This window comes from Rhizobium sp. SEMIA 4085, from assembly GCF_013004495.1.
Classification (GTDB): domain Bacteria; phylum Pseudomonadota; class Alphaproteobacteria; order Rhizobiales; family Rhizobiaceae; genus Rhizobium; species Rhizobium gallicum.
Window position 1 is genome coordinate 40,144 of the sequence record NZ_JABEPH010000004.1, and the last position, 10,927, is coordinate 51,070.

General features: G+C 60.2%; 14 protein-coding genes. 4 read left to right on the forward strand and 10 right to left on the reverse strand.

Annotation, left to right across the window (positions count from 1 at the left end; genetic code table 11):
* Positions 1-2: 2 nt before the first annotated feature.
* Positions 3-197, reverse strand: coding sequence for a lipoprotein (locus tag C9413_RS01230; protein ID WP_039847016.1), 195 nt, complete (start codon positions 195-197; stop codon positions 3-5).
* A gap of 76 nt (positions 198-273) precedes the next feature.
* Positions 274-1,677 (reverse strand): argininosuccinate lyase, encoded by a 1,404-nt coding sequence (argH, locus tag C9413_RS01235; protein WP_039846283.1) that lies wholly within the window; start codon positions 1,675-1,677, stop codon positions 274-276.
* A 41-nt stretch (positions 1,678-1,718) separates the two neighbouring features.
* Between argH and C9413_RS01240 the strand changes: the two genes are divergently transcribed.
* Complete coding sequence (locus C9413_RS01240) at positions 1,719-2,381, forward strand: TlpA disulfide reductase family protein (RefSeq protein ID WP_039846282.1); 663 nt, start codon at positions 1,719-1,721, stop codon at positions 2,379-2,381.
* A gap of 2 nt (positions 2,382-2,383) precedes the next feature.
* Here the strand turns inward: C9413_RS01240 and C9413_RS01245 are convergent, their stop codons facing one another.
* The 7 genes from C9413_RS01245 to C9413_RS01275 form a co-directional block, all read right to left on the reverse strand.
* Positions 2,384-3,265 carry a 3-hydroxybutyryl-CoA dehydrogenase gene (locus C9413_RS01245; protein WP_022718092.1) on the reverse strand — a complete coding sequence of 294 codons (882 nt, stop codon included), beginning with the start codon at positions 3,263-3,265 and terminating at the stop codon, positions 2,384-2,386.
* A gap of 150 nt (positions 3,266-3,415) precedes the next feature.
* Complete coding sequence (locus C9413_RS01250; RefSeq protein WP_170250119.1) at positions 3,416-4,345, reverse strand: electron transfer flavoprotein subunit alpha/FixB family protein; 930 nt, start codon at positions 4,343-4,345, stop codon at positions 3,416-3,418.
* 20 nt (positions 4,346-4,365) lie between these two features.
* Positions 4,366-5,115, reverse strand: coding sequence for an electron transfer flavoprotein subunit beta/FixA family protein (locus C9413_RS01255; RefSeq protein ID WP_040115857.1), 750 nt, complete (start codon positions 5,113-5,115; stop codon positions 4,366-4,368).
* Positions 5,116-5,304: 189 nt separating this feature from the next.
* Positions 5,305-6,072 carry a rhomboid family intramembrane serine protease gene (locus tag C9413_RS01260; RefSeq protein WP_039846279.1) on the reverse strand — a complete coding sequence of 256 codons (768 nt, stop codon included), beginning with the start codon at positions 6,070-6,072 and terminating at the stop codon, positions 5,305-5,307.
* A gap of 35 nt (positions 6,073-6,107) precedes the next feature.
* A complete protein-coding gene (locus C9413_RS01265; protein ID WP_039846278.1) occupies positions 6,108-6,686 on the reverse strand; it encodes a cob(I)yrinic acid a,c-diamide adenosyltransferase in 579 nt (192 codons plus the stop codon).
* 23 nt (positions 6,687-6,709) lie between these two features.
* Complete coding sequence (locus tag C9413_RS01270) at positions 6,710-6,913, reverse strand: twin transmembrane helix small protein (RefSeq protein WP_039846277.1); 204 nt, start codon at positions 6,911-6,913, stop codon at positions 6,710-6,712.
* Positions 6,914-6,931: 18 nt separating this feature from the next.
* A complete protein-coding gene (locus tag C9413_RS01275) occupies positions 6,932-7,765 on the reverse strand; it encodes an SDR family oxidoreductase (RefSeq protein WP_039846276.1) in 834 nt (277 codons plus the stop codon).
* Between the two features lie 76 nt (positions 7,766-7,841).
* Between C9413_RS01275 and C9413_RS01280 the strand changes: the two genes are divergently transcribed.
* Positions 7,842-8,759 carry a YihY/virulence factor BrkB family protein gene (locus tag C9413_RS01280; protein ID WP_039846275.1) on the forward strand — a complete coding sequence of 306 codons (918 nt, stop codon included), beginning with the start codon at positions 7,842-7,844 and terminating at the stop codon, positions 8,757-8,759.
* Here the strand turns inward: C9413_RS01280 and gluQRS are convergent.
* Positions 8,721-9,602, reverse strand: coding sequence for a tRNA glutamyl-Q(34) synthetase GluQRS (gene gluQRS, locus C9413_RS01285; protein WP_039846274.1), 882 nt, complete (start codon positions 9,600-9,602; stop codon positions 8,721-8,723). The genes C9413_RS01280 and gluQRS overlap by 39 nt on opposite strands.
* Here gluQRS and C9413_RS01290 point away from each other — a divergent pair.
* On the forward strand, positions 9,601-10,287 hold the full coding sequence (locus C9413_RS01290; RefSeq protein ID WP_039846273.1) for a DNA-3-methyladenine glycosylase: 687 nt from the start codon (positions 9,601-9,603) through the stop codon (positions 10,285-10,287). The genes gluQRS and C9413_RS01290 overlap by 2 nt on opposite strands.
* Before the next feature lie 111 nt (positions 10,288-10,398).
* Positions 10,399-10,927: HNH endonuclease (locus C9413_RS01295; protein ID WP_170250120.1), on the forward strand; the 529-nt coding region annotated here is incomplete at its 3' end.

Below are 10,927 nucleotides of genomic sequence, written 5' to 3' on the forward strand. Positions count from 1 at the left end.
TATCAAAGCAAAGGATCGAGAAGGAATGGCTTGTCGACGGCGCCCGGCTGTTTCGTCGGCTTCGATACGTCGCCTTCCTTCGTTGCCATCGCGCTCGGCGGATCGAGATCGCCCTTGCGTCCACATCCGGCAACGGCAAGGCCGATGACGGCAAAGACAACCGTCAGGCGGATGAGGTGCGGCAAGCTGGTCTGCATGGGATTCCTCTTGGAGCGGCGCTGGTGGACATCTTCATAGCGAAGTTTATCCGCCTTGTGCACCCTGATTGTTTTCTCAGTTGCGAGCCCGCCAAAAGGCGATCTGCTTCCTCACTTCGGAGGGTGCCGTTCCGCCGAAGCTCTTGCGGCTTGCAACCGAAGCCTCGACAGTCAAGACCTCGTAGACCTTGTCGGTGATTGCCGGGTTGATGGACTGGAGATCGGCAAGCGGCAGTTCGGCGAGGTCGCAGCCCTTGCTTTCGGCAAGCGCCACGGCACGGCCGGTCACATGATGTGCATCTCGGAACGGAAGTCCCGCCTCGCGCACCAGCCAGTCGGCGAGATCGGTGGCCGTCGAATAGCCGGAACCGGCTGCGGCTTTCATGCGCTGCGTATTGACCGTCATGTCGCGGACCATGCCGGTCATGGCGGCGATCGCAAGTTCCAGGCTCTCGGCCGCGTCGAACACCTGTTCCTTGTCCTCCTGCATGTCCTTGGAATAGGCGAGCGGCAGGCCCTTCATGATCGTCAGCAGCGCAATCAGCGAGCCGTTGATGCGGCCGGTCTTGGCACGCACGAGTTCGGCGGCGTCGGGGTTCTTCTTCTGTGGCATGATCGACGAGCCGGTCGAAAATGCATCGGAAAGCCGCACGAAACCAAATTGCGGCGTCGACCAGATCACGATCTCTTCGGCCAAGCGTGAGAGATGCATGCCGCAGATCGCGGCGATCGACAGGAACTCGATGGCGAAGTCGCGGTCGGAGACGGTATCGATCGAGTTACGCGTAGGTTCCCGGAAGCCGAGCGCCTTTGCCGTCATGTGGCGGTCGATCGGGTAGCCGGTCCCGGCCAGCGCTGCAGCGCCAATGGGGCTTTCGTCCAGATGCTCGATGGCGTGGCGTACGCGCGAACGATCGCGGCCGAACATTTCGACATAGGCCATGCAATGGTGGCCGAAGGTGACGGGCTGAGCAGTCTGCAGGTGCGTGAAGCCCGGCATGACGCTTTCGGCATGTTCTTCAGCGCGGTCGAGGAAGGCTGCGATGAGGGTCGTCAGCATCGCTTCAGTCTTCTGCAGCTCTTCCTTCACCCAGAGACGAAAGTCGAGCGCTACCTGGTCATTGCGTGAACGGGCGGTGTGCAGGCGGCCGGCAGCCTGGCCGATCAGCGCGGCAAGGCGGGCTTCGATATTCATGTGAATATCTTCGAGCTGGCGGGAGAATTCGAAATTGCCGGTTTCGATTTCTGACAGGATCGTGCTTAGTCCGTGAACGATCTTGTCCTTATCGTCCACAGAAATGATGCCCTGATGGGCAAGCATCGTCGCGTGGGCGATCGATCCACGGATATCCTGGGCAAAGAGCTTCTTGTCGAAACCGATCGAGGCATTTATCTCCTCCATGATCGCGTCGGGGCCGGATGCGAAACGTCCGCCCCACATCTGGTTTGAGGATTTGGTGTCCTTTGTGCCGTCGGCCATGAAAGATGCCTGTCTTAAGGGCGCATGCCCTGGAGAATGAAATGACGACAAAAAAGCTGTTCAGGCTGCCATCCTTGAAATTGATCGCGGTAGCCGCCGTCGCAGGCGTAATTGCCGGTGCGGCAGCGGTTTACATTAAGGAAGCCGGGTATGGCAATGCCGGCGGTGAAACGGCCTCTGCCGAATGCACTGCGACCAAGGATCTCGTCCAGAAGATTACGCCGCTCGCCAAAGGCGCGGTGGCGGCGATGGTTGCTGTCAACGCGCCACGAAAGCTCACCTCAGTCGCCTTCAACGGTCCGGACGGCAAACCGGTGACGCTCGAGAGTTTTGCGGGCAAGACCGTGCTTCTCAATCTCTGGGCCACGTGGTGCGTGCCCTGCCGCGAGGAAATGCCGGCGCTGAACGCGCTGGAGAAGGAGATGGGCAGTGACAAATTCCAGGTCGTCGCGGTCAATATCGACACTGGAGATGACGAGAAACCGAAGGCTTTCCTAAGCGAAACCGGCGTCGATTCCCTGCAGTTCTATCGCGACAATACGATCGGCGTTTTCAACAGCCTCAAGAAAGAAGGGCTTGCTTTCGGCCTGCCGGTGACGTTGCTCATCGACGACAATGGGTGCCTGGTTTCGGCGATGAACGGCCCTGCCGCATGGGATAGCGGCGATGCGAAGGCACTGATCCAGGGTGCAACAGGGTCTTAGGGCTACCGCGTCGGGACGGGCGTATCGCCGCGATAATCGTAGAAGCCGCGGCCGGACTTGCGGCCGAGCCAGCCGGCCTCGACATACTTTACCAGCAGCGGGCAGGGGCGATACTTGGAGTCGGCGAGGCCGTCGTGCAGCACCTGCATGATCGAGAGGCAGGTGTCGAGGCCGATGAAATCGGCAAGCTGAAGCGGGCCCATCGGGTGATTAGCGCCGAGCTTCATCGCCGTGTCGATGGCATCGACAGTGCCGACGCCTTCGTAGAGCGTGTAGATCGCCTCATTGATCATCGGCAGCAGTATGCGGTTGACGATGAAGGCCGGAAAATCCTCAGCTACCGTGACGGTCTTTTCCAGCGAGGCGACGAATTCCTTTGCGGTCGAAAACGTAATTTCGTCCGTTGCGATGCCGCGCACCAGTTCCACCAGTTTCATAACCGGCACGGGGTTCATGAAATGAATGCCCATGAAGTGCTCAGGCCGGTCCGTTGCCGATGCCAGGCGGGTAATGGAGAGCGAGGACGTGTTCGTCGCAAGCAGCGCGCCCGGCTTTAGCACTGGACAGACCTGCGCATAGATCTTGCGTTTTACCGCTTCCTCCTCGGTTGCCGCCTCGATCACGAGGTCGGAGGGAGCAAGGTCATTGAGGTTGGCGGAGCCGGAGATGCGGGAAAGGGTTGCTTTGCGCTCCTCATCCGTCATCTTGCCGCTCGTTACCTGCCGGGCAAGGTTGCCATTGATGGTCGCGAGACCGGATTCGATGCGTTCCTGCGTCAGGTCGTAGAGCTGGACCTTATAGCCCGCAGCTGCTGAAACATGGGCGATGCCGCAGCCCATCTGGCCCGCGCCGACAATACCGATCGTTTTCAACACCGCACTCATCTCCAAACCCCCGTGGCAGCCGCCCGCTCCGCCCGTATTTTTCTTTCTAATGAAACTGCCGGGCAAAATGATCGCCCGGCAGCAGTAGTAGCTCCATAAGAGATAATTTTCCAGTCATTCGCAAGTGCGAAAAGCTGGCATTCTGCCCGTTTAAAGAGCTTTCTGCAGTTCCGGCAGGGCCTCGAAGAGATCGGCGACGAGGCCGTAGTCGGCGACCTGGAAGATCGGGGCCTCCTCGTCCTTGTTGATGGCGACGATGACCTTTGAGTCCTTCATGCCGGCAAGGTGCTGGATGGCACCGGAAATGCCGACCGCGATGTAGAGTTCAGGGGCGACGACCTTGCCGGTCTGGCCGACCTGCCAGTCGTTCGGCGCATAGCCGGCATCGACGGCCGCACGGCTTGCGCCGACGGCCGCTCCGAGCTTGTCGGCGAGCGGCAGGATGACTTGCCTGAACTTCTCGGCCGAGCCGAGTGCGCGGCCGCCGGAGATGATGATCCTTGCCGACGTCAGCTCCGGGCGGTCGGAAGCCGACAGCGCGTCCTTGACGAAGGTCGAAAGACCCGGATCGGAAACGGCCGGGATTGCCTCGACCGGAGCCGAACCGCTGGTCGCCGCAGCAGCGAAGGAGGCGGTGCGCACGGTGAGCACCTTCTTGGCATCGGTTACCTGCACCGTCTGGATGGCGTTGCCGGCATAGATCGGCCGCTTGAAGGTGTCAGGCGCGACGACTTCGATGATTTCCGACACCTGCGCCACATCGAGGAGGGCGGCAACGCGCGGAGCGACGTTCTTGCCGGTCGAGGTCGCAGCCGCAATGATCGTGTCGTAGCTGCCGGCGAGCGAAACGATCAGGTCGGCCAGCGGCTCGGCCAGATTGTTGGCAAGCGTGTCGCTTTCGGCCAGCAGCACCTTGGAGACGCCGGAAAGCTTGGCAGCGGCATCGGCGGCAGCCTTGGCACCCTTGCCGGCAACCAGGATGGTGACATCGCCGCCGATCTGGCGGGCAGCGGTCAGCGCCTTGGCGGTCTGGTCGGAAAGGCTTGCATTGTCGTGGTCAGCCAGAAGCAGAATGGCCATGTCGTATTTCCTTTCTCGCCTTAGAGGACGCCGGCTTCGGTCTTGAGTTTCTCGACGAGCTCGGCGACCGACTTGACCTTGACGCCTGCCTTGCGGCCACTTGGCTCTTCGGTCTTCAGCACCTTCAGCCGCGGGGTGGTGGAAACGCCGAAGTCGGAAGGGCTTTGTCTGTCGAGCGGCTTCTTCTTCGCCTTCATGATGTTCGGCAGCGAGGCGTAGCGGGGCTCGTTCAAGCGCAGGTCGGTGGTGACGACGGCCGGCAGCTTGATGTCGATCGTCTGCAGGCCGCCATCGACTTCGCGGGTGACGGTCGCTTTACCGTCGGTAATCTCGATCTTCGAGGCAAAGGTTGCCTGGGCAGAGCCCAACAGCGCGGCGAGCATCTGGCCGGTCTGGTTCGAGTCGTCGTCGATCGCCTGCTTGCCGACGATGATCAGGCCCGGCTGTTCGGCGGCTGCCACGCCCTTGAGGATCTTGGCCACGGCAAGCGGCTCGACCGTCTCGTCGGTCTCGACCAGGATCGCCCGGTCAGCACCCATGGCGAGCGCGGTGCGCAGCGTCTCTTCGGCCTTGGCCGGACCGATCGACACGACGACCACTTCCTCAGCCTTGCCGGCTTCCTTCAGCCGCAGCGCCTCTTCCACCGAGATCTCGTCGAACGGGTTCATCGACATCTTGACGTTGGCAAGCTCGACGCCCGTGCCATCCGGCTTGACGCGGATCTTCACATTGTAATCAACCACCCGCTTCACGGGGACGAGAATTTTCATGGGGTCCTTCCTTCAACTCTTTCGCCAAGAAAATGCGCGCTTCGGCGTCGCTCCGATTGTCGAATGGCGACATGGATACGCGTTTTTCCTCCAAATACAACGCTTGCCGGTCGCAGACAGACAAATTGCGTCTCGAATTATATGACGTTTACGTTCACGTCAATATTCGAGGCGACGCCATGTTTCTTTTCAGTGTCCGGGCGCTCCGTCGTCAGCGGCGACGACCGCCCGCCTCACAGCGGGCGTGCTGAAAACGGCGCGGGGCGTGACGATCTCGCGGTCGAACAGCGGCACACCCTTGCGGCGCATGAAGAAGACGAGAACAGCGCCGGCGACGATGCCGCCGGCATGGGCGCCCCAGGAAACATTGCCGTCCGGATCGACAAGCAGCATGAAGAACTGCTGGCCGATCCAAAGCAGCAGCGGCACGAAGGCAGGAAGCGGCAATGGAACACGGAAGAAGACCAGCACCCAGATTTTCACGCGCGGGTGAAGGATGACATAGGCAGCAACCACCCCTGAGATCGCACCTGAGGCGCCGACCAGCGGCGCCTGCGATTCCGACACGAGCAGGCCATGGCAAAGCGCGCCGAAGGCGCCGCAAACGAGATAAAAGATCAGGAAGCGGAGATGGCCCATGGCATCCTCGACATTATCGCCGAAGACCCAGAGGAAGATCATGTTGGAAACGAGGTGCCAGAAGCCGGCATGCACAAAAGCATGGGTGATGTAGGTCAGCGGCTCGGGAACAATCGCGAGGCCGGGTGCAAGTGTTGCATAGTCAAAGGAGACCGCCGGTATGTAGCCCAGGCCGACTGATGTCGCCTGAGCCGTCTGTTCCGGGGCGAAGAAGCCGGTGAAAAGCCAGACGGCAATGTTCATGCCGATCAAGCCCAGCGTCACCCACTGGACCTTGATGTGTTTCAGCGTATTGGCGTCGTGCAGCGGTATGAACATGAAGCCTGCCCCTGGCTATCGTGACCGCGAGAAGCCTATCTGTTTTTTCCAGGAACCCAAAGCACATCCGCGTTGCCGCGGTCATTGGCGTGGCGCGCGGCAACGAAGAGGAAGTCCGAAAGCCGGTTGACATATTTCAGGGCCGCTCCGCTGACGATTTCGCCCTCCGTGCGGGCAAGTTCCACCATCAACCTTTCTGCGCGGCGCGCGATTGTGCGCGCCAAATGAAGATAGGCAGCTGCCGAATGACCGCCGGGCAGAACGAAAGATTTCAAGGGTTGCAGATCGGCATTCAGTTCATCGATCTCGGTCTCGATCCGCGCCACCTGCGTATCGATGATGCGCAACGGCTCGTGGACCGGCGGCTTGCCGTCGTCGGGTGTCGCAAGGTCAGCGCCGAGGTCGAAGAGGTCGTTCTGGATCAGCGTCAGCATTCTTTCAAGAACCGGCATGCCTTGCATGTGCAGTCTTGCGACGCCGATTGCGGAGTTGACCTCGTCGATCGTGCCATAGGCTTCCACGCGCAGGTCGTACTTGAGACGGCGCGGCCCGCAAACGAGCGCCGTCGTGCCGTCGTCGCCGGTCTTCGTGTAGATCTTGTTGAGTGTTACCATGCCTGTCCCCTCTCTTCCCGGCGTTAAGTAGGGCGGCCACCTCCTGTCAGCCAGAGGGTCAGCATGATCAGGATCACAGCGATCGCCTGCAGCAATACGCGGAGCTGCATCAGCTTGTTGGAAGTGTTCGCGTCGCCGCCCTTCATCATGTTGAAGAGGCCGCGGACCAACACGAGCGCGACGAGGCCCATGATGATGATCGCGAGAATATAAGTGGCCGTGGACATGGAAGTCGGCTTTCTTGGTTAGTCGGTCCAGCGCATCAGGCGATAAAAAAGGTCCGCCGGAATCAGCCTCTTCAAGAACATGCCCTGTTTTGCCGGTGTCGTTACAGGATAATGTGGCTTCGGACTGTTCGAGTTCAATGCGTGTTTCAACACAGTATAGACGGCGGCGGGTTGAAGCTTATGTCGATTCTTCGGGCCAGTCCCGTCAAGACGCGCGAGTTGTCGGCGGTAATCTGCCGCATGCACCGAATTGCGGATGTCGACGTGTTCATTGAACTTCGCGAGCGCGTTGGCGGTAAAGCGCGAGGCAATCGGGCCTGGTTCGATCAGGCACACGTGGATGCCGCTGCCCTGAAGTTCCATGCGCAGCGTGATGCTCAGCCCCTCGAGCGCAAACTTCGAAGCGGTGTAGGCGCCGCGAAAACGATAGGGCACGACGCCCAGAATGGACGAGCATTGTACGATGCGGCCCGAGCCGCGCCTTCGCATCAGAGGCAGTATTTGCCGTGTCAATTCATGCCAGCCGAAGAAATTCGTTTCGAACTGCGCTCGCAGCACGTCTGTCGTTAAATCCTCGACCGCGCCGGGCTGGCCGTAGGCGCCGTTGTTGAAAACTGCGTCGATGCGCCCGCCGCTTGCCTCGGCTACATCGCGAACAAAATCACTGATCGTATCCGACCGCGTATAGTCCATCAGGAAGGCTTCGATGCCCTCATCCTGCAGCGGTCCGAGGTCGGCTTGTTTTCTGACCGCTGCAAAAACGCGCCAGCCGTCGACCTTCAGGGCTCGCGCGCAATAGGCACCGATGCCAGATGAGCATCCAGTCACGATGATGGTGCGCTGCTCCGCCATGGAATGATTCCTGTACAAATTGGGACTCGTTTCCCATATTCGAACCGACGATACAATGACGAAGCCCGGGGGTGGAATGCCGAAGATAGTGCGTACGCTCTATGATGTGGCATACGACGCGATCTGCCACCTAATCGAGGATGACGGTTTCGCGATGGCGAGCCATGTCGCGTTGTCGATCCTGCTGGCGGTGTTTCCTTTTTTGATCTTCGGCACGACGCTCGCAAACTTCCTCGGAGCCGACCAGTTTTCCTCCACGGCCGTTCATCTCATTTTCGATACCTGGCCGGAAGCGATCGCCAAACCCGTTGCCGACCAGGTGCTGCAGGTGCTGACGATTCCGCGCGGCGGACTGCTGACGGTCTCGGTGCTGGCGGCCGCCTATTTCGCCTCGAACGGGGTCGAGGCGCTGCGCATATCGCTCAACCGCGCCTATCGCGTACAGGAGACGAGGCCCTGGTATTTCACGCGCCTTGCCAGCCTCGGTTATGTGCTGATCGCGGTGATCATTTTTGCCGCCATCAGCATCCTGCTCGTCGCCGTGCCGCTCGCTCTCGATTACGCGCGGCAATGGTTTCCGCTGTTTGCCGATACGCTCGAAATTGTTTTCAGCTGGCGAATCTACGGAACGCTTTTCGTGCTGACGGTCGGTCTGCTCGTCGTTCACCTCTGGCTGCCTGCCGGCCGCAGGCGCGTTTACGACGTTATCCCTGGGGTTTTGCTGACATTGCTTTTCTGGCTCGCGGGCGCGCTGATCTTCGCCTTTTACCTCGCGACCTTCGCGAATTACACAGCGACCTACGCGGGTCTGGCATCGGTGATGGTCGTGCTGATCTTCCTCTACATGGTCGGCGTGATCTTCATCATTGGCGCGGAAATCAATGCGGCGCTGATGAAATTTCGGGTGCGCGCCATCTTCGCCCGCAATTTTTTAAGCGGGCAGGGCAGCAAGCTTTCAAAGACCGATAAGATCCCGGATATCGGCCGCCGATAGCCCCTTGCTACGCAAATCCGCGAGCCCGGTATCGCCATCGCTTTTCGAGAGCTTGCGACCCTTTGTATCCCTCACCAGCCGATGATGGTGGTAGACCGGCTGAGGCAGGTCGAGCAGCACCTGCAGCAGCCGGTGGACCGATGTTGCGTGAAAGAGGTCGAGCCCGCGCACGATATGAGTGACGGCCTGCAGCGCATCATCGACAACCACCGAAAGGTGATAGCTTGAGGGGGCATCCGAGCGCGAAAGAACGACGTCCCCCCACACCGATGGATCGGCGGCAATCCCCCCGGTCTCGCCGTCGCCGGTCTCGTTCCATGATAAAACACGATCGGCAGCCTGCAGTGCCCGCCCCATATCCAGACGCCAAGCGTGTTTCAGGCCTGAAGCAAGCATCTTGCGCCGCTCGCCTTCACTTCGGTCGCGATCGTCGGAGGGATAGTGCGGCGAACCGTCCGGATCGCGCGGCCAGAGGTTGCCTCCGGCTTCGGAAGCGGACACTCTGGCTTTCACCTCGCCGCGCGTCAGAAACGAGGGATAGACCAATCCGCGCTCGATCAGACCATGCAATGCTGTCTGATACTCCGCGAAATGGTCGGATTGTCGCCGGACGGGCTTCTCCCAGTCGATTCCCAGCCATTCGAGATCGGCATAGATGCCTGCTTCGAATTCGGGTGTACAACGTGTCTGGTCGATGTCTTCGATGCGCAGCAGCAGGCGTCCGTCCATTGCTGCGGCCATATCCTGGTTGAGGAAGGCCGAAAGCGCGTGGCCGAGATGCAGCGGGCCGTTGGGACTGGGCGCAAAACGGAAAATGGGCTTTTGACGCTGAGTCGTGGTCATGCTTTCTTCTGCCACGAATTCGAAACCATCGCGAGGCAACGTGCAGATCATTCGAAGCGACGAGGATATCCGCGAGGGACTGAAGCATCTGGTTCGTCTCGACCCGCGGCTCGCCGATATTGCGAAGGAGGCGGGTCCGATCCCGCTGCGCCTTCACGAGCCGGGTTTTGCGGGCCTTGCCCATATCATCGTTTCGCAGATGGTTTCGCGCGCAAGCGCCGATGCCATTTGGCGGCGTATGTCGCTTGCTGAAGGAGTGCTGACGGCCGAAAGCTATGTCGCACTGCGACCGGATGCCTGGCGGGAATTCGGTCTGTCGCGTGCCAAGGCGACGACACTGTCGGGTATCGCCGAGGCAGTCGTATCCGGCCGCCTTGATCTCGCTCTGCTTTCCTCGAGGCCGCCGGCGGAGGCGCTTGCCGAGTTGACGGCGTTGAAGGGGATTGGTCCGTGGACCGCGGAAGTCTATCTGATGTTTTGCGGCGGGCACGCCGATGTCTTCCCATCAGGAGATGTCGCCCTGCAGAACGCCGTCGCTGCTGCCTTTGGTCTCGCACAGCGTCCGCATGCGAAAGTGCTCGCCTCGCTTGCCATGGTCTGGTCTCCCTGGAGATCGGTCGCAGCAAGGCTTTTTTGGGCTTACTATGCTCAGAAACTGGGTCGCGGGCTCCTGCCGGTCGGCTGATGGACAACGCTCATCGAATTGTCGTTATTGACTGAATTTATTGGGCTTCACAAGGCTGTCACAACCGGCCTAATATAAGGATGCAGATGCCGAATCGCTCAGGAGAGTACCTTGACGATTGCAGTCTCCCCCCAGGCCCTGCCGGCGCTCGTCCTGAACGCTGACTACCGGCCTTTGAGTTATTATCCCTTGTCGCTCTGGTCCTGGCAGGACGCGATCAAGGCGGTTTTCCTTGACCGTGTGAATATCATTGCGGAATACGAACATTCGGTTTCCTCGCCGAGCTTCTCGATGCGGCTTCCGAGTGTCGTCTGCCTCAAGACCTACGTTCCGCCTTCGCGGAACCCAGCCTTCACCCGGTTCAACGTCTTTCTCCGCGACAAATTCGAATGTCAGTATTGCGGCGAGAATGATGATCTGACCTTCGACCACGTCATCCCGCGCGCCCATGGCGGCGAGACCACCTGGCAAAATGTCGTGGCGGCCTGCTCACCCTGCAATCTCAAAAAGGGCAGCAAGCTGCCGAAGCAGGCAGGCATGTTCCCGTCGCAGAAGCCGTATCAGCCGACCGTGCAGGACCTGCACAAAACCGGCCGGGGGTCGCCGCCGGCAGCTCGGCACAGCAAGCAGCCTGACACTC

Excerpts from the sequence above, each read along its gene's own strand:
- C9413_RS01230 (WP_039847016.1), bottom strand. The coding sequence starts at position 197 with ATGCAGACCAGCTTGCCGCACCTCATCCGCCTGACGGTTGTCTTTGCC.
- argH (WP_039846283.1), bottom strand. The coding sequence starts at position 1,677 with ATGGCCGACGGCACAAAGGACACCAAATCCTCAAACCAGATGTGGGGC.
- C9413_RS01240 (WP_039846282.1), top strand. The coding sequence starts at position 1,719 with ATGACGACAAAAAAGCTGTTCAGGCTGCCATCCTTGAAATTGATCGCG.
- C9413_RS01245 (WP_022718092.1), bottom strand. The coding sequence starts at position 3,265 with ATGAGTGCGGTGTTGAAAACGATCGGTATTGTCGGCGCGGGCCAGATG.
- C9413_RS01250 (WP_170250119.1), bottom strand. The coding sequence starts at position 4,345 with ATGGCCATTCTGCTTCTGGCTGACCACGACAATGCAAGCCTTTCCGAC.
- C9413_RS01255 (WP_040115857.1), bottom strand. The coding sequence starts at position 5,115 with ATGAAAATTCTCGTCCCCGTGAAGCGGGTGGTTGATTACAATGTGAAG.
- C9413_RS01260 (WP_039846279.1), bottom strand. The coding sequence starts at position 6,072 with ATGTTCATACCGCTGCACGACGCCAATACGCTGAAACACATCAAGGTC.
- C9413_RS01265 (WP_039846278.1), bottom strand. The coding sequence starts at position 6,686 with ATGGTAACACTCAACAAGATCTACACGAAGACCGGCGACGACGGCACG.
- C9413_RS01270 (WP_039846277.1), bottom strand. The coding sequence starts at position 6,913 with ATGTCCACGGCCACTTATATTCTCGCGATCATCATCATGGGCCTCGTC.
- C9413_RS01275 (WP_039846276.1), bottom strand. The coding sequence starts at position 7,765 with ATGGCGGAGCAGCGCACCATCATCGTGACTGGATGCTCATCTGGCATC.
- C9413_RS01280 (WP_039846275.1), top strand. The coding sequence starts at position 7,842 with ATGCCGAAGATAGTGCGTACGCTCTATGATGTGGCATACGACGCGATC.
- C9413_RS01290 (WP_039846273.1), top strand. The coding sequence starts at position 9,601 with ATGCTTTCTTCTGCCACGAATTCGAAACCATCGCGAGGCAACGTGCAG.
- gluQRS (WP_039846274.1), bottom strand. The coding sequence starts at position 9,602 with ATGACCACGACTCAGCGTCAAAAGCCCATTTTCCGTTTTGCGCCCAGT.